We start from the raw sequence: 22,437 nt of genomic DNA, 5'->3' as shown, positions 1-22,437 counted from the left end.
AATTTGCACCGAAATGTTTACAAAATCAACCCATCACCTGGTTCATAAACGTTTCCAGTCGATCTAGCCCCGCCTGGATTGCCTCTAGGGAGGTGGCGTAGGAGAGACGAATACAGGCATCATTTCCAAAGGCAATTCCCGGCACTGCGGCAACGTGCTGTTCCTGTAAAAGGCGGTTACAAAAGGTCAGGGAATCTAGACCCGTAGCGGCAATGGAGGGGAACAGGTAGAAGGCCCCGTGGGGAGCCGGGCAGTCTAGGCCAGCCATGGCCTGAACTCGCTCTAGCATGACGCTCCGGCGCTGGGCAAAGGCCTGCCGCATCTGTTCTACACAGTCTTGAGAGCTTTCGAGGGCGGCGATCGCACCATACTGGGCAAAGGTGCAGACATTGGAGGTGCTGTGGCTCTGCAAACGGGCCATGGCTTCGATACCGTCCCGTGGCCCTGCTAGATAGCCGATGCGCCATCCGGTCATGGAATAGCTCTTGGCGAAGCCGCTGCTAATGAAGGTGCGCTCTTGCAGCTGGGGATCGGCGGCGGCAAGACTGAGATGCTCAGTGCCTTCGTAGAGGATTTTGTCGTAAATTTCGTCAGAGACAATGGCAATCTCAGACTCCCTTAAAACCGCTGCAATGGCCCGCACCTCCTCGGGGGTGTAGACCATCCCCGTGGGGTTAGAGGGAGAATTAAAAACAAATAGCTTGGATTGGGGTTTTATAGCTGCTCGCAGCTGCTGCGGCGTAATTTTATAGGCATTATCTGCCTTAGCCTCCAGCAATTTCACGGTGCCTCCGGCTAATTTCACCATTTCGGGATAGCTCAGCCAGTAGGGAGAAGGAATAATCACTTCATCTCCCGGCTCGATCAAGATTTGCATCAGTCCATAGAGGGAATGCTTGCCGCCATTGGTGACAATAATCTGGTCCGGTTGAAAATTCAGCCCTTGGTGGGCGTTGAGGGACTGGGCAATGGCTGCGCGCAGCCGGGGTTCTCCCGGTGCCGGACCATACTTGGTTTTGCCCTGATCAAGGGCTTGCTTGGCGGCGGCCTTAATGTGATCGGGGGTATCAAAATCCGGTTCGCCTGCGCTGAAGCTTAGGACATCAATGCCAGCTGCGCGCATTTCCTTTGCCTTCGCCGCAATGGCCAGGGTCAACGATGCAGGAACCTGTTGTACGCGCGCTGCCAGTTTCATTGCAAATCCTTAATCGGTTTTTAAAGATTGTCGCAGTGGAAATGATTTTTTTGGGATGGCTGCCAAAATTTTTTTACGAATTAACACAAAATCATCAACGATCGCCAAGTGCAAACCTGGGTTAATGGTGCCAGATTGGGGGGGGTTAACGGCTCAAGGACTTGAGAAAGCGCGTCAGGGACTGCAGCATCCCCATTTGTCCCTGGGGATCACCCACTTTTCCAAAAATTTCCTCAATTTCTTCCCCACTGGGCTTACTCTCCCTGGACTCCAGGAGCTGATAGGCGTCGGTTTCGGTTTCTTGATAAATCTCCCAGGGTTGGGGGAAGGATCGGAAAAGGAGTCCCCCCGCGAGGGGGCACAGATAATAGCTGGTTTCAAGGGTGCTGAGAAACCGCTCGCGCAGCTGCCGCCCCGCATAGCCAATGCCGACCCCGCTCACGTCTTGGAGTTGGGGATTGAGCAAAATATAGGGGCGATCGCCACTTTGGTTGGCAATCGTCTCGGCCTCATTAACCTCAACCGCTGAGGGAGCCACCAGCACAAAGGCTGCATCCTCAGGCTGCACAGGCTCAAGCAGCTCTTTAATTCCCTTGAGGATATAGGGAACCCCCTCCCAGTCTCGCCGGGCTAGGGCTGCCGCTCCCGCATCGGGGAAAAACACCTTCAACGGAGTGCCCAGTTCGGGGTATTCCGCCAGGAACTGCTGAGCGATGCCCATGGGCTTGAGTTCAGGAATGACCAGCTCCACTTGGACCCGAGATTGGCCGGCGGCGATCGCGGCTTGGGTGGCAGTCACGGATTGGGACACAGCCTGTTCAAGGCTTTCAGGAAGCTGGGACATGCAATCTTGGGTAGCACCTTTTCGGCTAAAAGAATACGACAGTTTGTTCCCCAATCTTTGCCTGAGCAAACAATCCGTTACGATTAATCCGATCCACCTGCCCCAGGTACTGACGCTGGCTGTGATTTCCGTTCCTTGGTAAGCTGAACAGTATTTTAGCCAGCCCTCGACCCTGCGCAGGATCAGGGATCTTGAGGGTCAGCATTGGCCCCCTTTCAGAACCTATGGACCCATCTTCTCCCCCTTTGCATTCCTCTCCTCCTTCCTTTCAATCCATCTCTGAAGCGGTTCATCAAGCTGCATCCGAAGCACAGGGAGATCTTGCTGAATTGCTCAAGCTTTTGCGCTTACTTGAAAAGCTGCATCGCGAAATTCGAGACGATGCTTTTTTGCGGCTATTGCCCACGAACCGCCAGGCCCTCTATGCTTTGCTGCGAGATATTGAGCAAGAAGGCGGCTGGCCCTATATTCCCAGAATGAAGCTGAGAAAGCTGCTGGAGGGGGAGGAAGGGGTCCAGGCCGAATCCTTGCCCTTTGCAGACGCTGATCCCTGACGATCTGCCAAATCCCAGGGCCTGTTCTGGAGGGGCCTGTTCTAGAGAATCTCTACCCTGAGATCTCCGCTCCTGCGCACCACTTCGCAGTGGGTGTGGGATCCCTGACGGGTCAGCAGCAGATCGACTTGAGCGCTGCCGACGCTCAGATTCCCAACAAACAGCGAGGTGAGGGTGGCCGGGAGTGCCGGGTGGATCAGAGTGAGGCGCTGCTGGGCTGCGTCCGGGACGGGATTGAGCATCAGCTGCAAAAACTGAAAGATACTCCCCGTGGCCCAGGCTTGGGGAGAGCAGGCAACGGGATAGGAAACCGGACCCTGCTTGGTTTGCCGATCAAATCCGCAAAACAGCTCCGGTGGACGGCCTTGGTTCTGCATCTGGGTCATCTCCAGTAGAGACTGCACCAGCTGAAAGGCCGCGTCGGTTTTACCCAGGGTACGCAGACCCAGGGCAATCAGAGCGTTGTCGTGGGGCCAGATTGATCCCATGTGGTAGCTCATGGGGTTATAGGCTGGGGATTCACTGCTAAGGGTGCGAACTCCCCAACCGCTGTACAGGTCAGGGGCCATCAAGCGATCGGCAATCTGCTCTGCCTTGTCTAGATCCAAGATTCCTGACCCCAGACAATGACCCGGATTTGAGGTGATGCTGTCAATTTGCTCTCCGGTATCGGTGAGGGCCAGGGCCAGAAACTGGGCCTCGGGCATCCAAAAGTCTTGGTTAAATTGCTCCTTAAGGGCCGCCGCCTGGGTGCGCCAGTGTCGGCTTAGATCCAACTGTGCCCGACGCTCAGCTAGGGCGGCCATGCGCTGATAGGCACCATACATATAGGCTTGCACTTCGCACAGGGCGATCGCCCCGGTGGCCATTTTGCCCTGGGCATCCACAATACAATCCCCAGAATCCTTCCAGCCCTGGTTGTCGAGTCCCCGCTGGGATCGCTTCCGGTAGCTCAGATACCCGCGGCGATCGCGGGCCGACTCGATCCATGCCATGGCAGCTAGGGCGTTGGGCCACAGCTCATCCATCAGGCCCTGGTCATGGCTCCAGTCAAAATAATCGCCATACAGCAAGATCCATAGCGGCGTTGCATCAATGGTGCCGTAGTAGGGAGTATGGGGGATTTCATGACAGCGTGCCATCTCTCCTAAGCGCAGCTCGTGCAAAATTTTACCCGGCGCCTCGTCGTGCCAATCGCTATCGCTGCGGCCCTGGAACTGAGCCAGGGTTCGGAGGGTATCGCGGGCAATGGTGGCATCCAGCATCAGGGTTTGCTGGGCGGCAATAATCGCATCTCGGCCAAACAGGGTGGAATACCAGGGAATCCCGGCGGCCAGAACCTTTCCCCCAGAAAAGGACTGCAAGAGCAGGTAAATGTCCTGTTCCGCCTGGGCAATGACTTCATTGAGGGGCTCACTATTGGATCGGATGCGAGTGGCCCTCTGATGCCAGTGGTCTTGTTCGATCTGGGAAATCCGCGAGCTTTCGGCCAGATGAGTAACCGGAGCAATCTGGGACATGGGCTCCCCATCCATTTTGGGGGTCAGCTGATACCCAAGACAGATCGTTTCCTGGGGACCCAGGTGCAGATCCCAGAGTAAGGTGCTGCCCACCCAAGCGCTGGGCGACCTGTGGGTAATCGTGACCTCAGCGCTCAAGTGCTGTCCGCAAAGCCCCCGGTAGACAAACTCCAGCTGGTTTGGGGCCGATCGTTGAACCTGCGCCTGGCCTCGTTGGGGGCGATCGGCAAACTGACGCACCTCAAACAAATCCCGAAAGTCTGCCCCCAGGCTCAGGCTCACCTGGAAGGTGAGGGGATCCACCGAGTAGTTGCGCAGCTCAATTTCTTCAAACAGGCGACCGCGTAGGCTGATTGTCCGGCGGATTCCAATCTTTTCGCCGGGTAAAACCTGAGGGATCGCGGGATTGGTAGCAATCACCTCCAGAGAAAAGCCATCGCGGCTGTTGTTGCCCAATAAAATCGGGGCACAGCCGGCGATTTGTAGTTCAGAATGGCTCAGAACGCGCGTATCTCGGCAAAAGAGGCCAGTGATGGTGGGCCAGACCGGCGCATAATTTGCTGGGTTCTCGCGCCCGGTCACGTTGCCCAGGGGATCGGTAATTAAAAACAAGTCATCTTCCTTAATGACCAGCGTCTCATGCTTCAGTTCGGACAGGGCGCTGGGCCAGGGGGACGCGGTAGATGAACCAGGAGAATTCGGAACGGGTTGGGGCGAAGGAACTGTTGAAATCATGACTTACCAAGTTGATCAAAAGTGAACTGTCCCTGGGGCTCACAATCTTTCCATAGAGACTTCGGGCAAGGGACCATGGCTCAAGCAACACCGCAGGTTGTATTCAGCATGCACAATCTGACTGCCATTGTTGCGGAAGGCGGGTCAAGTTCCCGGTCTAGGAGGATGGCCTTCAGACCCCTTCATGGCAGCAAAGGTCAGCACCGACACCCGTCCTGCACCTAGAGACAAATATCGCAGCTTCAAAATCTTAAAAAAACATCAAGAAAGCATTAAAGTCGCTAGCGCCATATTACTGGATTCGATGATGCAGGAACAGGCCCTGGGATATTTTGTTCCAGAACCTGGAGGGCCACTGGATAGAGATTGCCCACAGATCGGCCCCGCAATCGAGGGTTGATTGAGGGTTGATTATTGTAGAGAGGTCGAGAAAAAGTCCGGTGGCTTAATGGGGCTGCCTAATAGACGTTCGGGCTCAATGATGTAGCTGCACAAAAATTCAATGGTTGCCGGGCTGACCCAGCCCCTGGCCACTGCAATATCTCCAAACCGCAGATGGGTCTGGGCCTGATCGGCCAGAATGACATCCACTTGATTGGGGTCCAGCAGACCCGCATCGATCAGATAGCTGCCAATCCGTTTACACCGAGGGTCATAGGTCAACATGGGGCAGGCAAGGGAGACAAGGTCTCAGAAGATTACCAGGCCTTAACCTTGGCTGCATGTCTCCTGGGATAGATTTATGGGGGGGACAGCGCTGAATAGGAGGCGCGATGCGATATGGGGCCGCTTTCACCTGGATGGGGGGCTCTGATTCAGGCGTTGCAAGATATCACGCAGGCGCTGCTGCAGCTGGCCAAAGCGAGACCACTGCCCTGCGCGGGCAGCAGCGTCGGCCTGTTGATGGGTTTCCAAAGCCTGTTGAGCGAGCTGATCAAACAGGGGGGAGGCAGAGGAGACGGAATCTTCGGAGGGGGGGGGAGTCGCTGTTTTTTCCTCGCCAAAAATCTGGGTTAGCGCCTCAGCAAAGGTTTCTGCCATCACGATGGATTGGTCGTAGGCGACAATGACTCGCTTGAGTTGGGGAAGCTCGGCCTGTTCTGCGCGCAGGTAAATGGGCTCAACGTACAGCAGCGATCGCTCAATGGGGAAAATGATTAAATTGCCGCGAATGACCTTGGACCCAGACTGACTCCAGAGGGTAAGCTGCTGCGAAATCGTGGGGTCTTGATCAATGCGAGCCTCAATTTGGCGAGGACCAAACACCAGACTCTGTTTAGGAAAATTAAACAGAATAATCTTGCCGTACTGTTCGCCGTCGGTCCGTGCAGCCATCCAGGCAATCATGTTGTCCTTTTGATTCGGCGTTAGGGGTTGAATCAGGATGAATTCTGGCTCTGTTGCCCCTGGAAGCCGCATGATGACGTAGTAGGGCTCCATGACAATCGCTTGATCTTCATAGACCTGTGTGGGCAGCTGCCACAGGTCTTCCCGATTGTAGAAAACCTCGGGATCGCTCATGTGGTAGTTCAGGAAAAGACTGGTTTGGATCCGAAACAGATCCTCGGGGTAGCGAAAATGACGCCGCAGACTGTCTGGAATGGTGGTGGGGGCGCGAAACAGATTGGGAAAAATCCTTTGATAGGTTTGCACAATCGGGTCGCTGGGATCGATGACATAAAAAAGAACAGTGCCATCGTAGGCATCCACCACAACTTTAACGGCGTTGCGAATGTAGTTGATGTTGCCTTGGGTTAACCGATGGAGGGAAGCGGGTCGATCATTCCCATTGATTTGGGGGTTGATGGGTTCTGCGTAGGGGTAGCGATCGCTGGTGGTGTAGGCATCGATAATCCAGTTCAGCTTGCCGTCGATGATCGCCAGGTAGGGATCGCTGTCGTAGCGCAGGAAAGGCGCGATGTGCTGCACCCGTTGCCGAACCTGTCGGTCGTAGTGAATGCGGGTTTGGGAATTGAAATAATCGGAGATGAGCAGCTGCAGATGGCTCAGGTCGAGGGCATAGGCCAGCCTTCGTCCGAGGCTGTCAAGGGGAACGCCACCCAGACCATCATAGCGATTGAACACATTCCCACTGCCCTGGGGATAGTCAAATTCATCGGTGGTGGTCCCGGTAAAAATTGGCGATTGAGTGAGTTCGCCATAGTAGATATCAGGATTCTCCACCTGGGGCGCAAGTCGGCTCTGGGGAGGAATGTTTTGAATATAAAATTCGGGCAGTCCTTCGGTGGAGACCTGGTTCACCGGGCTCATGACCAGGCCGTGGCCGTGGGTATATTTTAACTGCTGGTTGACCCAGGTTTGGGCTTGGCTAGGGAGTTGGGAAAGGTCTAGCTCACGGGCGGAAAGCATGACGGCCCGCAGTTGTCCCTGGAGGCGATACCGATCCACATCGACATCCTGGAATCGGTAGTAGGATCGAATTTCTTGCAGCTGCCGATAGGTTTTGAGCAGGGGCTGATAGTCCCAGAGCCTGACGTTCTCCAGGGTGGTCTGATTCTCCTGGAGCTTATCCAGGGTCAGCCCTGCCTGGACGTCATATTTTTCATTCTGCACCTGTTCCAGGTGATAGGCCGCCTGGGTGTAGCGAATGTTGTGCGCCAGAAACGGCTTTTCCTTGGCCAGTTCATTGGGCCTGACGATCAAGGACTGCACAAGCCAGGGATAAATCCCCTCTAAGGAGACAAAGGCGAGGCCAAAGAGGGTCAGGGCAATGATGATGGGCCTTAGCCCGCGCCGCCACAGGGAAACCAAGACCGCCATCGCCACCCCCACCGTGACCATGCTCATCAGGCGATGGCTTAATAGTCTGGCATGATAGTCCGTAAATCCGATCCCAAAGACCACCCCACTTTGCCGGGTGAGCAAATGATACTGCCCCAGCCAAAATCCCCAACCTAACAAGAGAATCAGCGCCGCGATCGCCAAGCCCAGGTGGATTTTAATGCCGCGTTCCAGGGAAGAGGGCTCGAAGAGACGGTTGGCCTCCGTGAAGATGCCCTTCAGGCTGTAAATGGAGAAAATTAGCACCAAAGACCAGGTCGCCAGCATTAAGAAAATTTGGCGCAGCAACTCTAGGAAGGGCAGCTGAAACAGGTAAAACCCGAGATCGCGATTAAAGATAGGGTCGGTTTGGTGGAAGGACTGTCCCTGGAGAAACTCTGGCGCACGGGTCCAGGCGCTACTGCTGTTATTGGCAGCCACCAGAGCCACAAACCCAATGATCAGCAGGCTAATGCTGCGGACCAGGGATTGTGAGTAGGGCTGCAGCTCGCTGTAGGCAAAAAACTGATAGGGGCGATCGCGGGTGAGCCGGTGGGCCAGTCCATAGTGAACCCCCAAGACCGTGACGTAGAGCGTAAAGGTGATCAGTCCTAAAATTCCCTGCCAGGTGAGCGTGGTCCAATACACCGAGCTGTACCCCAGGGCTTCAAACCACCAGCTTTCGGTGAGCAGGTGGATTAGGGCACCTCCAGCCGGAATACCGATGAACAAAACGATACAAAGGCCAAGAATTATTTTGCTTGCCACACTCATGCAACCTGCCTCAACCTCGGACTGCACCTCAACTACGCCAGGGACAGGACTTTCTCTGCCCCCCTAGCCAGGGGAATAACGCCCTGCTAAAGATCTTCACTATACGTTCGCTGTTGAGATTCGAGCCTCGACAGACGGCAAAACTTATCACTTTTTGATATGTCCCCCCCTTTGATCTGTCCTCCTCTCAGCTGGTTCGGAATCAAACAGCTGCTCATTCGCCGAATCCAATGGCTCTATTCTCCTGGCCCCCTGCCGGGACTTAATCCCCCTTGAACCCTGAAAAGTCTGCAATCCTATGGCCTGGATTGACCCCTCATGGAAGTGAGCGGGTTCATTGGGAGAAAGTGGGTCGTGGAAATTCGTCTTGCCGGTGCCCACGACGATCTGAGGAAAGGCAAAGATCCCATGGACGGCGCAGCCGCGAACCAGCGAACTGCGCCAGATCCTTGGTAAAAATCTCTTCCCCGGCTTACCGAGTCGCACCGGTCTGCTGCGCGGTTTCAATCAGCAGTTACAGAGGTCGGATCATCTCCTGGTGCTGGCATCTTTAAATTGCAGTCCGTTTAAGCTCGTAAACGGATCCTGAGTCATGCCGTGGGACATCAGCTCCTCGTTGCCATTGCCGATCGCCTCCCCCAATACTGCCGACCTGAAGATTTTCTAGCCCGGAGAGGGAAGACAATTTTGCGGTTGCCCACATCATGGTCACTCTGGCTCCACAGCTGGAAAGGGCGGTCATTGCGGAAGGCCTTGAAACCCCGAATCAGCTTGACTGCTTGGCTTAGCGAGGCTGTGACTTGGGATAAGAGGACGATTCTGCGATCCCTATGGCGCCAACAGAGATTAGGGCGGCCTCTCTTGGCTCCCTGAGTTGGGCAGTGGGCCAGGCCTGGACAAGGGCTGGGCCATCATCCTAACGGGGATTTTACGGGGGAGGGGACCGCCAAACCGATGCTCAATCGCGAGGAATTGACAGCAACTTGGGTGAAGCCGTCGCCGGAGAGGAATATTGCTGCGCGCTAAAGCTAATTGCCCGCCGCGCTGGCGTCGGAAATAGGGCCCGAAACCTGGCTTTTCGATATTCAACCGGCTCAGGCGCCACATCCCACAGGCTTTCATAGAAGAAAAAGGCCACCCCTAAATTGCGATAGCGGGCTGTCTGGATCTTGGATTGAATGAGATTGATGTTCACCGGGCGGTGGCGCAACCCGGTCAAAATGCCAACGCCAGTGGGAATCTTCTGACGAGCTTCTTGGATCTCCGGCTGGACAAGCTGCTGGTCAAAGCTTCCCAGGTCGGGGCGATAGACTTGAACAATTAGCTCATCCACAATCCCTTGACGCACCCAACGCAGCCAATCTTGGAGCGAGGCTTTGTAGGCATAGTCGTAGGGATTCGGCGAAACGGAAAAAATGGCGCTGGCCTTGCGGGCCTTAACGGCCTGATTCAACTGGGTCATAAATGCCGTCAATTTATCGGCACGCCACTTTACCCAGGTTGGATCGTGGGGATTCGGCGGCGGATCTTTCTTAGTTTCGCTCTTGTATAGATTTTTAGTATAGCTATCATAGCCAAACTCAAAGGGCAAACTCATGTGATCATCAAACTGGATCCCGTCCCCGTTGTACTGGGTGACCACCTCCAACACCAGGTTGGTGATTAGGGCTTGCACCTCGGGATGAAAGGGGTTGAGCCAGACGACCTCCCCAGCTGCTCCTTCCCAGTGGGTACTTCCGTCTTGGCGCTGAGTCAGCCATTGGGGATGGGCCAGGGCTAGCTCGGAGCTAGGGGGGGCCATAAACCCAAACTCAAACCAGGGAATCACCGTCAGTCCGTTTCGATGGGACTGTTCGATGATGTCTGCTAGGATGTCTTGCCCCTGAAGTCCCCGGCGAATAAAGGGCTGAAATCCCTCGCGTTGGGCAGTGGCGCTGGGATAAAGGGCATAGCCAGAGTTGTAGACCACGGGATAAACCGTGTTGAAATTGAAGCTGCGGAGCTCACCGATGGCCTGGGTCAGTTTTGCGTGATCCCTGAGGGTTGGGGTATCGTTGGTGGTCAACCAAACCGCCCGAATTTCCGTGCTGGGGGCATAGGCCTTGGCCGCACTGAGCTGCCCCAGGACCACACTGATCACAAAGGACAGCGCACACAGGAACGCAAACAAAGATCGCGGCGATCGCTGGAGGAGGGAGGAGAGATTCTTCATCAGCATGGAGTCAGCCCTAGTGAACAGCGTGATTCTGGGCAAAGACGCGCTTAATCCTGTAAAGTTCCGAAGAAATAGGCGCTTCACGGAAACAGCCCTTTCTCGGATCTTCCCAGAATGATATGGATGCGCTAGGGTCAGTGATTTTACGGATGATCCTGTTTACCATAGCGTGGATTGTTGGGAGATCCAAGCGAAAGCTGTCAAAAAGGCATGAGGGGGTGAACACAGGATAGCGGCATTGAAGAATAGCCAGATCGTGTCCTTGCTGATCGACGCGAAGGGGGCAGCCCCCCTAAAGTCGGCGCCCCAACGCAGTCTGCACAAAAAAATCTGCAAGGATATGGCCTTATCCTTGCAGACCTCCACCATTCTTCAGTTCTCGGATTCGTCAATCTAGCGCATCATCGTTCCCTGGCAGCTAGCGGCCTGGAGAGAGGGAAAATATTGGACAGAGGGGGTTCCACAATCGCTCCGCATAGCAGACCCTACGCAGTTCCGCAATTGAAATACCGAACAGTTCACGCACCTGCGCGATCGATCGGTCTAGGTGCAGGGAGAAGTCGACGAGATGGATATCTCGAAACGGCAACCTTTGCCCGTATAGGACGCCCAAATCAAAGGATTTCAGATGTCCTTCGCTAAAGCGGTAGGGGGGAGGATAAAAGTGGGACGCTACCAGGCGAAAGGTATTTAAATGACGCTTTTGCAGTTCTCTGGCATTTCCCATCGTAAATCCAATAATAAAGGCTTCATCGAAGTTATCCATGCCGCGATTGAGCAACAGATGCAAACAGTCGTGACCAAATAAATCAATGCTGCCTGGCAGGGCAATGGGGCTGGCCGGATTTTCTAGCAGACGGATAATTAAGGGGATATCGGCCTGTTTGTCCTTGGCAAACGCCCAGTAGCCTTCCCGAAGTGTTAAATCCCCAATATTTTCCTCTAAACCCATTCTGCACAGATTGAGAGTCTGGAGTCCCTGAACTCGACTCTCCTCTGGAGAAACTACTGTAGCAACCATCGATACACTCCCAAACAATCCACGAAGCAAAAGACAGAACCGGAATAGACCATTAGGCCCCGATTTCCCGTTAAGCCACTGGTCAGCAGCATTTGTCCAGAACTTAGGGCGAGCAGGAGAAATCCATACTTGCTAACTGGGGTGTTTGAAGCCAGCAGCACGCCTCCAGCAACCGCGCAGACACTGCTGGAAAACTGGAGCAGGGGAGCTAAATTTAAGGGTTTTGCTGGGGAAATAATCGGGAGAAAGTCTGAATTATCGATGTTTGCACCATTCATGCGTGGGGGGATCTCCTACAACGGGGAACTGAACAATTCGTTTTCCTCGCCCCATGGCAAGGAAAATGGTAGAAGGAGAAAACTCAATCAGCTTGGCCAAGCTTGATTTTTCCTTGTTCAGAGTTTAACTATTTTGTCTCAGCGCCTCCTTCCGTGAGATTACGGATTTAATCGCAATTGGATAAAAATCGATAAATCCCCTCAAAGTAAATGCGATCGCCCCTCATGAAGGGGCGATCGCATTTTGGTTCAGGTTAACTTCAAATTTTCGCCGTAGGATGGCGCCAGAAAGGTTAATCGTGTTTTTGGCGATAGATTTGGCGAGATTGGCGATTGAGTCGATGGTTAATGCGCAAAAACTCCACTGGATTTAAGCCATTGCCATCTTGGATCTGTCGTTGCCGAAAATCCTCAATGCGATCCTGACGATTTTGCAGGCGCTGATATTCTGCATAGGTGAGATCCCCGCTCTGCACCCCCTGGGAAATGCGCTGATCTTGGCGATCGAGGCGATTTTGGATTGGGCCAGCTGCAGCCACCGTGGAAACGGACAGTAAGGTGACAAGACTCAGGGCGCTAATCTGGGCAAGTTTCAACATGGATGTTCTCCTGATCGTGGGTTTAACAGTGGGCGTTAGAGGTGTCGCGCTTGCCTCACAAGCTCAAACCGCGCAAGTTCAAGCTGATCAGATTCAAACGCTATGGGTTAGACCCCACCTTGAGAAGAAAGGTTCAAACTTTTTTGAGATTTCTTCAAAGCGCCTGCATACGGTCAATCTAGCCTCTGCGGCCTGGCCGATTGGTCCCATCGAGGGGCAGGCTGCCCCTGGAAACCTCCCTATAATGAGGGAGGTTCAGTGAATGTAGGCGTTCTCCATGACTTTAAACCTTCCGCCCGACGCCGAAGAGCGTCAGGTGCAGTATCTCGGCAGCGCCGCCCTTGACGGATCTCCCATTGCCTACGTGGTTGTCCTGGCTGCCGTCATCACCGCCCTAGCCTTTATTCCCTTTTCCTTTGTGGTGGGCGCCTCTGGCGGGGGCATTCCCCTCAGCAGCAGCGTTTTTCCGCTATTGGGATGGATCTTAGGCCCCATTGCCGGAGCCCTTGCCAGCACCATTGGCAGCCTGGTGGGAGTCTTTCTTGCGCCCTATACCGCCGGGATTCCGGCCATTTCGGTGGCCGGGGCGGCGATCGCCAGCTTCGCAGCCGGTGCCATGCGTCCGGCCCAGGCCTCGCGTCGGTTTTGGTGGGTGGGCATCAGCGGGGTAGAACTGCTAGCTCTGGGGGCCTACATCAGTCGGGCCGTCCTGCTCAACGGTGTGGAATGGCCAGTTATCTGTTTAGGCGCCTTTGTAGACGGGTCAGCGCTGCTGCTGTTTATCTTACCCACTCGCCAACTGTGCGGTCGCTGGATTGGCAGTCCCCAGATCCGTCAGGTTGCCTTAGGGCTGTTTCTGGGCACCTGGATGGCCTCTGGGCTGGGTCATTTAGCCCAGCTTTCGGTGTCCTACTTTATCTTTAACTGGCCTCAGAAGGTTTGGTTGGGGCTCATTCCGGTGATGCCCCTGGAAAATTTAATCCGCTGCGTTGCGGGAACGGTCATCGGAACTGGGGTCATTGCTGGCCTGCGAGCCATTGACCTGGTGAAACCCAGGGAGGCGATCTACTAAGTATGGATTCACTGGCAACCTTTCATAAGGTGTCCTACCTGTATCCGGGAACCCAAAGGCTGGCCTTACGCGACATCTCCTTGACCCTGGAGTCTGGAGAATTTTTTGGCTTGATTGGGCCAACCGGGGCGGGAAAGACCACCCTTTGCCTGGCGCTGAATGGCATTGTGCCGCAGTTTTTCGGGGGCCGATTTTTTGGCTATGTCACCGTAGCGGGCCTAGATACCTTAACCCATCCGGTTAGCACCCTGGCCCAGAGGGTGGGAGCCGTGTTCGAAGATCCTGCCACCCAGCTAACGGCCACCTCCGTGGAAAACGAAATTGCCTTTGCCCTGGAGAATTTGAAGGTGCCTCCAGCGGAGATTCGGGCCCGCATTCCCCAGGTATTGGCTGCCGTGCGCCTGGAGGGAACTGAGCAAAAGCATCCCCAGGATTTATCGGGGGGACAACAACAGCGCCTAGCGATCGCTGCTGCCCTGGCACTGCGTCCACGCCTGCTCATTTTGGATGAGCCAACCTCCCAACTCGACCCGGTGGGAACCCAAGAAGTCTTTGCCACCGTGAAGGCCCTAAATCAGGATCTGGGTATGACCATTGTCATGGTGAGCCACGCGGCGGAGGAGATGGCGCAATATTGCGATCGCATTGCCCTGCTCTCGGGCGGGGAATTAGTGGCCACGGGCACCCCTGCCCAAATTTACAGTCAACCGGAACTCCTGTGGCAGCACGATCTGCGCGCGCCTCAGGTGGCCCAGGTGTTTGAGCAACTGAACGCCAAGGGCCTTGCTGTCCATCCGATTCCGGTTACCCTGGACGCGGGAAAACAAGCCATGACCCCCCTGATTCAGCAGGCCACCCCTGCCGAGTTCCCCCTTCCCGGCTTGCCGCACGCCCCTGGCGCCTTGCCGCTGCTGTCGGTACAAGGACTCAGCCATACCTACGCAGACGGCACCCAGGCGCTGCGCGATCTTTCCCTGGATATTCATGCCGGAGAATACGTGCTGGTGGTCGGTCAGAATGGGGCCGGGAAAAGCACCTTGGTGAAGCATTTTCTGAATCTGCTCCAGCCCACTCAAGGAACGGTGTGGATCGAGGGGCGCAAAAGCACGGACTACACCGTGAGCGAACTGGCCCGGCGCATTGGCTATGTGGCCCAAAACCCCGACAACCAGATTTTTAACACCACGGTTGAGCGGGAGGTGACCTTTGCCCTGAAAAACCTGGGCTATGGGGACACGGAGATTCAGGAAAAGGCCGGGGCGGCCCTAGAGGCCATGGACCTGATGGATTTGCGTCAGGCCCATCCCCTATCGTTGCCAAAGGGCGATCGCGCTCGGATTGTCATTGCAGCCATTCTGGCGATGAACCCCGAGGTGATTATTCTAGATGAACCCACCGTCGGTCAGGACTATCGTGGATCTCGGGAAATTCTTGAGGTGAGTCAGCGACTGCACCGCATGGGAAAAACCCTGATGGTGATTACCCATCACCTGCATTTGATGCCGGGTTATGCTGAACGGGCCATCGTAATGGGCAAAGGCACCCTGCTGCTCGATGCTCCCCTGCGCTCTGCCTATCATCAGACGGATCAGTTGGCGGCCACCTATCTAACCCCCCCGCAGACGGTGCTGCTGGCCCAGCATCTGAGTAAAATCGTGGGGCACAATTACCCCCTGCTCACCCCTGGGGAGTTGGCGGACTGCTTGACCAAAATGGCAATGACTCAGGATATCGTTTAATGGGACAGGTTCAATGGCAAACGGTCAGCCGTGAGTCAATTTTCACGCGCTGGGATTTTCGCACCAAACTCGCCATGATGGTGACCCTGACTGGGGTTGCCTTTCTCTGGGAAAGCCCCCTCCTGGGGGGCGGACTCATGCTGGGGGTTTTGCTAGCCTGTTTGCTGGCGGGCGTACGCTGGACCTATCTGGCCACCATCTTGAAGGTCCTCATGCCCCTTTATTTGCTTTTACTGTTAGGCATGGGCTTTTTTAACGTCACGCAGGTGAAGGCTCTCACCGGTCACGCCACCTTGACGCCCCTGTTGACGCTGCCCTCTGCCTGGCCTGGGGTGGGGGGATCTAGCTTAACCCTGGAAGGCACGCTCTATGGTTTAAATCTGACGTTTAAAACCTTGACGATGATTTTAGTGCTGCCCCTGGGAGTCTTCACCACGGATATCAACAATATGATCCTCTCCCTGGTGCAGTTGAAGATTCCCTACAAGATTGTGTTTATTTTTTCCTCAACCCTGCGCTTTTTCCCGCTTTTATTTGATGAGCTACAGTCCATTATCCAGGCGCAGCGCCTACGCGGACTGGCTCTGGAGGAAATGGGGCCCGTCCGCCGCGCGAGGGTCTATGCCACTATTGCCGTGCCGCTGATTCTGGGCGCCCTATCTAAATCCCAAAAGCTGGAGGTGGTGCTTCAATCCAAGGCCTTCTCCGGTAGCTCCGATCGCACCTATTTACACGAGTCGGTGATGACCTTAGCCGATTACCTGGCGATCGCTGGGTTTAGCCTCTTCTGGCTCGGTGCCTTTGGCCTATACTTCAAGTGGGGAGTGGGACAGTTTGCCTGGATGCTTCCAGAAATCTAAGGGGGCAAATGTTTTTCTGGTCCGAGGCGGTTTTTTCTCTGGCTGTCAAAAATAATTGTCCCGGTGGGAATATTGAGGGGGAGGTTAGAAAACATATCTCCACCCGCGTCAGTCCTGGCCCCAACGGCATGGGTAAGGGCTTGATGGAAAGGGCGGAGGCAAGGATTGAACATGAGCTTAAACCGCAGCAACGACTCTATCTCCGTCGGGGAAATCCACCCGATCCCTCCCACTTGCGATGGCTGTTGTCACTTTAATTCACGCCATAACTTTTGTACCCAGTTTACAATTCGGCATCTGCATGGAAAGGTCTATTTAGAACGATTCCCGGAGTCGCCCGTTTGCCGGACCGAGTATTTACCCCGGCCGAGGGCCGCAGACAGCGGCTGGGCGGACCGAGTCAACCCTTACTCACGCCAAGACACCCAGCACGATGTCCCCCAGCACGGGGTCCTGGAAGGGGGATGATCTAAATCAAGGCTTCCCCCCAATCCAACACTGCCGAGCCAGGAGGCCGCAATGGATCCAAGACATCCAGCGGCCATGTATGTATTGGAGGGGGGATTAGACCAGAGCCAGAATATTGCCAGACCCGGCCCCCTCTCCCAGTTGCCAGTAGGCAATGAGTTCTTGGTTTTTAGAGTGGGGGGATTGCGTTCTCTCTGTGAGATGAATGCGGAGGCGATGTCGTCGCTTTGACCGCAAAAGACTCTTGAGAGAGACGTTAAAGCGACTGCCCCAGACCGAAATGGTCTTCTCTTCGCATCCCAAGCTATCGATAATCACAGCTACGGCAGCATCAGAAATGATTCTCATGACGGTGGGGGCCGAAATGAACGCCACGGAGGAGTGGACTTCAATACTCATTTCATACTGACCTGGGGCAACTCTGATGCACTCATGAAAGGTATAGCGGTCCTGGCTGCATTCCTGATGGAGATAGACGCTACGGAGTTGATTAAATTGTTCTGGGGTAAAGGGCTTTGCCTCCCCCGGCAATTCCTCCAGGGCAGCTGGCTGAAAGCTTTGGATCACCGGCTGCCAATAGGGGTCTTCCGGCCCATACACCAATCCTAGTTCCTGGTCCTCATCCACCATCAGCATGGCGGGTTCGGTCTGGCCGTTGAAACGGTTGCCAATTGACCGACAATAGGCCCCCACCTTAGGCAGGAGCAGGACATCGCCTTCTTCTATCCCGCTGAGGTCCGTTTCAGGGAGAAGAATATCCCCCGCAAAGCACAGGGGGCCAGCAATACTGTCCATGCCGCTTCTGGGCAGGGGGGTGCCGTCAGCGCGCAGAATCTCCTGGGCAAATCCAGCCAGGGTCACTTTCAACAGCTGATCGGTGCCAACATTAACAATGGCCCAGCCTTTACCGCGAGACGATTTACGAGTCATGACCTGGGTCAACAGCACCGTGGCATCTCCGAACAGGGCGTTGCCTGGCTCCATTTTATAGGTGAGTTCTGGCCGGAATCGGTCCTGTAGAGCCTTCGCCAAGTCAGAGATCAGGGGAAACCGTTCGCCTGCGTGGGCCGCAACGCCTAATCCTCCCCCTAAATTCAGCTCGACAATCCTGTGAGGGGTAATGGCATGGATGACATCGCACAGCTCATGCAGCGCCTCCAAACTTTCTTGAAAAACCTCAACGTTGTCCATTTGGGTGCCCACATGGATGTGAAGTCCGGAAAAGGGAAGCGTTGTTGAATTGAGAAAGGGAATGACCTCTTCGCTAGGGAGACCAAATTGACTGGACTCATGTCCGTGGGCGGTGTGTTTTTGATAGTCGGCTGTTCCGCGGTAGCTGTGATAGAGGGGAGGATTCACGCGCAGCAACAGCTTTCCGGGAAAGTCCTTGCCCTCTAGGTGGTCTGATAACGCCCTCAGGGCTGAAGGGGAATCAATGACCACACTGCCCCCGTTGCTCAGTAACGTGATCGCCAAGTTCAGATCCAGGGCCGGGGAATAGTAACTTAATTGAGTCTCCGGCACACCAGCGAGTCGCGCAAGTTGAACCTCGCGACGGGAAGCACAATCTGCACTACATCCCAGCTTGGCTAGCAGCTTGAAGGTGGCTAAGCAAGGATTGACCTTGACCGGAAAGTAGACATTTTTAGTCTCGCCCAATAGATCCTGATAGGCCCTAAGATTTTGAACAATCCGCGCCTGATTGGTGATGTAAAGCGGGGTTGAATATCGGTGAGCAATGGCCTGGATATCAAGCTGTTGGTACCAGGCAGTCCCTTGAGAACGGGAGGGAAGAGTTCGGTCTAAAACTTTTAGGTTTCCCTTTAATACTTGATGCGTCATTTTCCCCTCCATGGCAATTAATTCATAGGAAGAAAGGCTAATATTATTTAGAAACAATAAAAGCCGCCCAATCTATGACAAAACTGGTAAATTATGTTGCCAGGTTGCCCAATTCATTCAGAAAAGGATCATCTCGCCCGCTTAATTTCCACCTTTGAAAAGAGCAGTATTTAAAATTAGCCAAATAAAAATCGAGATCGCAGCTTCTGCCCAGGGGCTCGGGATGAGATTTGCGAACTCATTGCAGTCTAGGTGAGGCCTGGCAGCAGAGGGAAGGCTCGCCTATATTACAGATTGGGGGTTGTGCAAGCTGGGGATAACGTTGAGGGAGACGGCTATGTAGTTTCCGGGAGGCTGTCCGAAAAAAGCTGTCCGTTGACGTTACCTCCTGCAAATCCCTGATTCCCGCCTCCTTAGTTGTCTGATTATGGCTTCCTTGACCATTAAAACTTGTTTGTTTGTCGCTGAAGCCCAAAGCATTTCTGGGATCCGCCATCGCGTTTTTGGCCAAGAGCAGGGCATTGACCCCGCCCTAGACTGGGACGGCAAGGATTCTGAGGCAGTTCATGTGCTGGCCTCCCTGGATCGGCAACCCGTGGGCGTGGCTCGTTTGCGCGAAATTGGCCCGAGGCGCCTGAAGCTAGAGCGGCTGGCGGTGCTGCCGGACTATCGCCAGCAGGGGATTGGCAGTGAGCTGGTTTACACGGCGATCGCCTATGGGCGGCAGCAGGGCTATGTAGAGATTGTCCTGCATGCCCAATCTCCCACAGTGCCCTTCTATGATCGCCTGGGATTTCATCCGGTCGGCGAAATTTTTCACGAAGCCGGTCTGGAACACCAGGCCATGTCTCTCCATCTCGTCTCCGATACTTCACCATGACCGCCCTGCTGGTTGTGTTGACGGTGATGGGCGTGAGCCTGGGAGTGATTTTTGGCTACCCGGTTTGGAAAAACTGGCGCCGTCGTCGCCTCCGAGCCAGCCCCTTTCCCGCGCAGTGGCTGGCCACGGTGCGCGCCACCATTCCCTTCTATGACCAAATCCCCGCCGATCTTCAGGGGCAGATCCAGGAATCCATCCAGGTTCTGTTGGCGGAAAAGCAGTTTATTGGCTGCAATGGCCTGGTGGTGACGCTAGAGATGAAAATCCAGATCCTGGCCATCGCGGCTCTGCTGCTCTTTTCCCAGAACCATCGCTATTTTCCCCAGCTCAAGACAATTTTGCTTTATCCCACGGCCTACCGGGTCAGGCATCGCTTGCCGGTGGGGGGAGGCATGGTGGAGGAGCGCCAGGAGGTTCGCCTGGGAGAGTCCTGGTCCCGCGATCAGTTGGTTTTGGCCTGGGATCAGGTGCAGCGCGATCTGGGGCAATGGCAGGATGGGCGTAACGTGGTTCTACATGAGTTTGCCCACCAGCTGGATCAGGCGGAGGGGCCTACCGAAGGGGTGCCCCGATTGGCCCAGTCAGAGGCCTATTCGGCCTGGGCCACCGTGATGACCCGCGCCTATCGACAGCTGTGCGCCGACGTGCAGCGGGGACGACCTACGGTTTTAGACCCCTATGGCGCCAGCAGTCCCGCAGAATTCTTTGCGGTGGCCACGGAAGCCTTCTTTGAAAAGCCCCAGCAGCTGTTTCGCCAACAGCGAGACCTCTATCATTTGTTGCGGACCTACTACGGTCTAGATCGACTGGCCTAGATCGACTGGTCTAGATCGACTGGCCTAGGCCCCCCGCTTCCCGAATCAGCCCAAGATAACCTACACCTTATGGCTTGTCTCCCTCTCACTGGTCACCGCTGCCTGGTCTGGGCCGTCAAGCCCTCACTCTGGCTCCGCTTGCAGGGCAGCGATCGCAAAGTTGTCAAAGCTGAGGGCATTGATTTTGTTCCAGCGATACACTTGAGTGCGAAACGCACGCCACTGCTCAAAGACCGTTTTGAAGGTGGCGTCAGTGCGGGCAGTGTCTTCATAGATCTCAAAGGCGGCCTGCTGGGCCGCCGTGAGAATCGCTGGACTATAGGCCGTTAGCTGGGTGCCGCCCTGGGTTAACCGGCCCAAGGCATCGCCATTGAGGGCATCGTAGCGTGAGAGCATGCTCAAATTGGCCTCAAAGCAAGCCGTCTTGAACACCGCTTGATATTCGGCAGGAAGCTTGTTCCAGGCCGCCAGATTCACCTGGGCTTCCAGAGTGGGGCCGGGCTCCCACCAGCCTGGATAGTAATAATATCTTGCGGCCTTGTGCAGGCCTAAAATTTCATCATCGTAGGGGCCGACCCATTCGGCGGCATCAATGGCTCCGCGATCTAGGGCCAAATAAATCTCGCTTCCCGGCAGAACCTGCACATTGACGCCCAAACTTGCCATGACCTTACCGCCCATGCCGGGAATGCGCATTTTCAACCCCTGCAGATCCGTTAGGGTTTGGATGGGGCGCTTGAACCAGCCCCCCATTTGGGGACCAGTGTTGCCGGCAGGGAAGTTAATGATGCTAAAGTCCCGATAAAGGTTTTGCAGTGCTTCAAGACCCCCACCCTGGTAAAGCCAGGAATTTTGCTGCTGGGCGTTGAGGCCAAAGGGCACTGAGGTGCCAAACACCAGGGTGGGATTTTTGCCGATGTAATAGTAGCTGGCGCTGTGACCGCATTCGACGGTGCCCGCCTGCACAGCATCGAGGACCTGTAGTCCCGGCACCACTTCTCCGGCCGCAAATGGGGTAATGATAAAGCGATTGTCCGTCATCTCGGCCACCCGTCGGCAAATGGTTTCCGCTCCCCCAAAAATGGTATCCAGGGATTTGGGCCAGCTTGTGGCCATGCGCCAGCGGAGGGAAGGCAGGCTGCTGGTGGTGCGGGAGGTCATGCGACGAATCCGAATGCAGCCACTGAGTCCCACCGCTGCGGTTGCTCCGGCTGCTCCTGTGATCAGGTGACGACGCTGCATAGATGCTGCTCATGAGGGCTGGTTTATTTTTACTCCTTGAGGGAAGGAACCGCAATCATCCCCCGGTGCTGCCGCCTTGAAATCTCAAATCATCAAGCTGCGTGGATCCCGGATTGAGGGCGAGAAAGGGTGCCCGAAATGCTGAACCTTGACGTAGGATGAGGGTATGAGCGACACATCCTACAAAGTAATTGCCGACAATCGTAAAGCCCGCTTTCAGTATGAGATCCTGGAGGTGTACGAAGCCGGGATTGAGCTGACGGGAACCGAGGTGAAATCTATCCGGGCCGGGCGGGTCAACCTACGCGATGGCTATGCCCGCGTCAAGGAGGGGGAAGTGTTTCTGCTCAATGTGCACATTTCTCCCTCCACCAACGTGGGGAGCTACTACAACCATGAGCCCCGGCGCGATCGCAAGCTGCTTCTGCATCGCGGCGAAATTCGCAAGCTCATTGGACAAACGGAACAGCAGGGATTGACCCTGGTGCCGCTAAAAATGTACCTGAAACGCGGCTGGGTGAAAGTTTCCCTGGGCCTGGCGCGGGGTAAAAAGCTCTATGACAAGCGTGAGGACCTAAAAAAGCGCCAGGACAACCGCGACATGCAGCGAATGTTAAAGCATCAAAACCGTTGACCGCTTTCTAGAGAGAATTTTCGCAAAGACAAACCGGATTGTTAGAATAGCCGATTAGATGGGGTTGGAACCCTCAATTCCTGGGTTGCGTCCCAAAGGATAGAGATCGCCTAAATCTTCCCCGATTGTTTTCTTTGAGGAGGTATCCCCTTGGACCCCAATGCCGCCGCGACCCCCGGGATGGCTTCTGCTGCCTTTGGGGCTGATGCCAGCCAGCAGCTGATTGCCCAAACGATGGCGATCCATTCATCGGGTTCCCAGAGCACTCGTGCCCTTCACGTTCTGAATCGACTGGGGTTGGGTCCCTCTCCCTGGGATTTACAGCGCCTTGAGTCTATGGGCCTTGATCGCTATATTCAGCAGCAGCTC

General features: G+C 55.1%; 22 protein-coding genes. 10 read left to right on the top strand and 12 right to left on the bottom strand.

What is annotated here, in order from left to right; genetic code table 11:
- Positions 1–25: 25 nt before the first annotated feature.
- On the bottom strand, positions 26–1,195 hold the full coding sequence (locus QQ91_RS03415; RefSeq protein ID WP_166280016.1) for a pyridoxal phosphate-dependent aminotransferase: 1,170 nt from the start codon (positions 1,193–1,195) through the stop codon (positions 26–28).
- Positions 1,196–1,340: 145 nt separating this feature from the next.
- Complete coding sequence (locus QQ91_RS03410) at positions 1,341–2,039, bottom strand: DUF1995 family protein (RefSeq protein WP_166280013.1); 699 nt, start codon at positions 2,037–2,039, stop codon at positions 1,341–1,343.
- Positions 2,040–2,263: 224 nt separating this feature from the next.
- Here QQ91_RS03410 and QQ91_RS03405 point away from each other — a divergent pair, with 224 nt between their 5' ends.
- Positions 2,264–2,593 (top strand): hypothetical protein, encoded by a 330-nt coding sequence (locus QQ91_RS03405; RefSeq protein WP_166280007.1) that lies wholly within the window; start codon positions 2,264–2,266, stop codon positions 2,591–2,593.
- Positions 2,594–2,634: 41 nt separating this feature from the next.
- Here QQ91_RS03405 and QQ91_RS03400 read toward each other — a convergent pair whose 3' ends face one another.
- On the bottom strand, positions 2,635–4,848 hold the full coding sequence (locus QQ91_RS03400) for an amylo-alpha-1,6-glucosidase (RefSeq protein WP_166280004.1): 2,214 nt from the start codon (positions 4,846–4,848) through the stop codon (positions 2,635–2,637).
- A gap of 184 nt (positions 4,849–5,032) precedes the next feature.
- On the opposite strand from QQ91_RS03400, the gene QQ91_RS03395 reads away from it, so the two are divergent.
- Positions 5,033–5,248 (top strand): death domain-containing protein, encoded by a 216-nt coding sequence (locus tag QQ91_RS03395; RefSeq protein WP_166280001.1) that lies wholly within the window; start codon positions 5,033–5,035, stop codon positions 5,246–5,248.
- An 11-nt stretch (positions 5,249–5,259) separates the two neighbouring features.
- Here QQ91_RS03395 and QQ91_RS03390 read toward each other — a convergent pair whose 3' ends face one another.
- Positions 5,260–5,514: a cyclic di-GMP-binding domain-containing protein, MshE-related gene (locus tag QQ91_RS03390; RefSeq protein ID WP_166279998.1), complete on the bottom strand. Its 255-nt coding sequence runs from the start codon at positions 5,512–5,514 to the stop codon at positions 5,260–5,262.
- A gap of 126 nt (positions 5,515–5,640) precedes the next feature.
- On the bottom strand, positions 5,641–8,403 hold the full coding sequence (locus QQ91_RS03385; RefSeq protein WP_166279995.1) for a UPF0182 family membrane protein: 2,763 nt from the start codon (positions 8,401–8,403) through the stop codon (positions 5,641–5,643).
- A 318-nt stretch (positions 8,404–8,721) separates the two neighbouring features.
- On the opposite strand from QQ91_RS03385, the gene QQ91_RS03380 reads away from it, so the two are divergent.
- A complete protein-coding gene (locus tag QQ91_RS03380; RefSeq protein WP_250833243.1) occupies positions 8,722–8,859 on the top strand; it encodes a hypothetical protein in 138 nt (45 codons plus the stop codon).
- Positions 8,860–8,953: 94 nt separating this feature from the next.
- On the opposite strand, the gene QQ91_RS03375 is transcribed toward QQ91_RS03380, so the two are convergent.
- From QQ91_RS03375 to QQ91_RS03355, 5 genes are all read right to left on the bottom strand, one after another.
- Entirely contained in the window at positions 8,954–9,109 is a 156-nt protein-coding gene (locus tag QQ91_RS03375; RefSeq protein ID WP_166279992.1) for a hypothetical protein, read from the bottom strand.
- A gap of 252 nt (positions 9,110–9,361) precedes the next feature.
- On the bottom strand, positions 9,362–10,621 hold the full coding sequence (locus tag QQ91_RS03370; RefSeq protein WP_236096056.1) for a family 10 glycosylhydrolase: 1,260 nt from the start codon (positions 10,619–10,621) through the stop codon (positions 9,362–9,364).
- 415 nt (positions 10,622–11,036) lie between these two features.
- Positions 11,037–11,639 carry a hypothetical protein gene (locus QQ91_RS03365; RefSeq protein WP_166279989.1) on the bottom strand — a complete coding sequence of 201 codons (603 nt, stop codon included), beginning with the start codon at positions 11,637–11,639 and terminating at the stop codon, positions 11,037–11,039.
- On the bottom strand, positions 11,624–11,917 hold the full coding sequence (locus QQ91_RS03360) for a hypothetical protein (RefSeq protein WP_236096055.1): 294 nt from the start codon (positions 11,915–11,917) through the stop codon (positions 11,624–11,626). The genes QQ91_RS03365 and QQ91_RS03360 overlap by 16 nt, the downstream gene beginning before the upstream one ends.
- Before the next feature lie 293 nt (positions 11,918–12,210).
- Entirely contained in the window at positions 12,211–12,516 is a 306-nt protein-coding gene (locus QQ91_RS03355) for a hypothetical protein (RefSeq protein ID WP_166279986.1), read from the bottom strand.
- Between the two features lie 277 nt (positions 12,517–12,793).
- Between QQ91_RS03355 and QQ91_RS03350 the strand changes: the two genes are divergently transcribed.
- The 3 genes from QQ91_RS03350 to QQ91_RS03340 are packed head-to-tail and all read left to right on the top strand — an operon-like array spanning position 12,794 to position 16,187.
- Complete coding sequence (locus QQ91_RS03350; RefSeq protein ID WP_166279983.1) at positions 12,794–13,588, top strand: ECF transporter S component family protein; 795 nt, start codon at positions 12,794–12,796, stop codon at positions 13,586–13,588.
- A gap of 2 nt (positions 13,589–13,590) precedes the next feature.
- Complete coding sequence (locus QQ91_RS03345) at positions 13,591–15,327, top strand: ABC transporter ATP-binding protein (RefSeq protein WP_166279980.1); 1,737 nt, start codon at positions 13,591–13,593, stop codon at positions 15,325–15,327.
- Positions 15,327–16,187 (top strand): energy-coupling factor transporter transmembrane component T family protein, encoded by an 861-nt coding sequence (locus QQ91_RS03340; RefSeq protein WP_166279977.1) that lies wholly within the window; start codon positions 15,327–15,329, stop codon positions 16,185–16,187. Before QQ91_RS03345 ends, QQ91_RS03340 begins: the two co-directional genes overlap by 1 nt.
- A gap of 564 nt (positions 16,188–16,751) precedes the next feature.
- Here the strand turns inward: QQ91_RS03340 and QQ91_RS03335 are convergent.
- Positions 16,752–18,497, bottom strand: a complete 1,746-nt coding sequence (locus QQ91_RS03335) for a diaminopimelate decarboxylase family protein (protein ID WP_166279975.1) — start codon at positions 18,495–18,497, stop codon at positions 16,752–16,754.
- Positions 18,498–18,924: 427 nt separating this feature from the next.
- Here QQ91_RS03335 and QQ91_RS03330 point away from each other — a divergent pair, with 427 nt between their 5' ends.
- Positions 18,925–19,377 carry a GNAT family N-acetyltransferase gene (locus QQ91_RS03330; protein ID WP_166279973.1) on the top strand — a complete coding sequence of 151 codons (453 nt, stop codon included), beginning with the start codon at positions 18,925–18,927 and terminating at the stop codon, positions 19,375–19,377.
- Complete coding sequence (locus QQ91_RS03325) at positions 19,374–20,192, top strand: M90 family metallopeptidase (RefSeq protein ID WP_166279971.1); 819 nt, start codon at positions 19,374–19,376, stop codon at positions 20,190–20,192. The genes QQ91_RS03330 and QQ91_RS03325 overlap by 4 nt, the downstream gene beginning before the upstream one ends.
- A 123-nt stretch (positions 20,193–20,315) precedes the next feature.
- Here the strand turns inward: QQ91_RS03325 and QQ91_RS03320 are convergent, their stop codons facing one another.
- On the bottom strand, positions 20,316–21,434 hold the full coding sequence (locus QQ91_RS03320; RefSeq protein WP_166279969.1) for a TRAP transporter substrate-binding protein: 1,119 nt from the start codon (positions 21,432–21,434) through the stop codon (positions 20,316–20,318).
- Positions 21,435–21,600: 166 nt separating this feature from the next.
- On the opposite strand from QQ91_RS03320, the gene smpB reads away from it, so the two are divergent.
- Together smpB and QQ91_RS03310 are read left to right on the top strand one after the other, a co-directional pair.
- Positions 21,601–22,068, top strand: a complete 468-nt coding sequence (smpB, locus tag QQ91_RS03315; protein ID WP_166279967.1) for an SsrA-binding protein SmpB — start codon at positions 21,601–21,603, stop codon at positions 22,066–22,068.
- Between the two features lie 180 nt (positions 22,069–22,248).
- Positions 22,249–22,437 (top strand): DUF1800 domain-containing protein (locus QQ91_RS03310; RefSeq protein ID WP_166279965.1); only part of this gene is annotated, 189 nt, incomplete at its 3' end.

Origin of the sequence: Lyngbya confervoides BDU141951, assembly GCF_000817775.3 — a bacterium.
GTDB lineage: Bacteria > Cyanobacteriota > Cyanobacteriia > Thermosynechococcales > Thermosynechococcaceae > Lyngbya > Lyngbya confervoides.
Note: the sequence above shows the minus strand (reverse complement) of the source record. Positions and strands in the feature narration are given on the sequence as shown.

What these genes read in the sequence shown, in the direction of transcription:
- QQ91_RS03345 (WP_166279980.1), top strand. Translation starts at nt 13,591, where the DNA reads ATGGATTCACTGGCAACCTTTCATAAGGTGTCCTACCTGTATCCGGGA.
- QQ91_RS03370 (WP_236096056.1), bottom strand. Translation starts at nt 10,621, where the DNA reads ATGCTGATGAAGAATCTCTCCTCCCTCCTCCAGCGATCGCCGCGATCT.
- QQ91_RS03335 (WP_166279975.1), bottom strand. Translation starts at nt 18,497, where the DNA reads ATGACGCATCAAGTATTAAAGGGAAACCTAAAAGTTTTAGACCGAACT.
- QQ91_RS03415 (WP_166280016.1), bottom strand. Translation starts at nt 1,195, where the DNA reads ATGAAACTGGCAGCGCGCGTACAACAGGTTCCTGCATCGTTGACCCTG.
- QQ91_RS03380 (WP_250833243.1), top strand. Translation starts at nt 8,722, where the DNA reads ATGGAAGTGAGCGGGTTCATTGGGAGAAAGTGGGTCGTGGAAATTCGT.
- QQ91_RS03410 (WP_166280013.1), bottom strand. Translation starts at nt 2,039, where the DNA reads ATGTCCCAGCTTCCTGAAAGCCTTGAACAGGCTGTGTCCCAATCCGTG.
- QQ91_RS03355 (WP_166279986.1), bottom strand. Translation starts at nt 12,516, where the DNA reads ATGTTGAAACTTGCCCAGATTAGCGCCCTGAGTCTTGTCACCTTACTG.
- QQ91_RS03385 (WP_166279995.1), bottom strand. Translation starts at nt 8,403, where the DNA reads ATGAGTGTGGCAAGCAAAATAATTCTTGGCCTTTGTATCGTTTTGTTC.
- QQ91_RS03375 (WP_166279992.1), bottom strand. Translation starts at nt 9,109, where the DNA reads ATGATGTGGGCAACCGCAAAATTGTCTTCCCTCTCCGGGCTAGAAAAT.
- QQ91_RS03360 (WP_236096055.1), bottom strand. Translation starts at nt 11,917, where the DNA reads ATGAATGGTGCAAACATCGATAATTCAGACTTTCTCCCGATTATTTCC.
- QQ91_RS03405 (WP_166280007.1), top strand. Translation starts at nt 2,264, where the DNA reads ATGGACCCATCTTCTCCCCCTTTGCATTCCTCTCCTCCTTCCTTTCAA.
- QQ91_RS03320 (WP_166279969.1), bottom strand. Translation starts at nt 21,434, where the DNA reads ATGCAGCGTCGTCACCTGATCACAGGAGCAGCCGGAGCAACCGCAGCG.
- QQ91_RS03330 (WP_166279973.1), top strand. Translation starts at nt 18,925, where the DNA reads ATGGCTTCCTTGACCATTAAAACTTGTTTGTTTGTCGCTGAAGCCCAA.
- QQ91_RS03350 (WP_166279983.1), top strand. Translation starts at nt 12,794, where the DNA reads ATGACTTTAAACCTTCCGCCCGACGCCGAAGAGCGTCAGGTGCAGTAT.
- QQ91_RS03390 (WP_166279998.1), bottom strand. Translation starts at nt 5,514, where the DNA reads ATGTTGACCTATGACCCTCGGTGTAAACGGATTGGCAGCTATCTGATC.
- QQ91_RS03365 (WP_166279989.1), bottom strand. Translation starts at nt 11,639, where the DNA reads ATGGTTGCTACAGTAGTTTCTCCAGAGGAGAGTCGAGTTCAGGGACTC.
- QQ91_RS03400 (WP_166280004.1), bottom strand. Translation starts at nt 4,848, where the DNA reads ATGATTTCAACAGTTCCTTCGCCCCAACCCGTTCCGAATTCTCCTGGT.
- QQ91_RS03325 (WP_166279971.1), top strand. Translation starts at nt 19,374, where the DNA reads ATGACCGCCCTGCTGGTTGTGTTGACGGTGATGGGCGTGAGCCTGGGA.
- QQ91_RS03395 (WP_166280001.1), top strand. Translation starts at nt 5,033, where the DNA reads ATGGCAGCAAAGGTCAGCACCGACACCCGTCCTGCACCTAGAGACAAA.
- smpB (WP_166279967.1), top strand. Translation starts at nt 21,601, where the DNA reads ATGAGCGACACATCCTACAAAGTAATTGCCGACAATCGTAAAGCCCGC.
- QQ91_RS03340 (WP_166279977.1), top strand. Translation starts at nt 15,327, where the DNA reads ATGGGACAGGTTCAATGGCAAACGGTCAGCCGTGAGTCAATTTTCACG.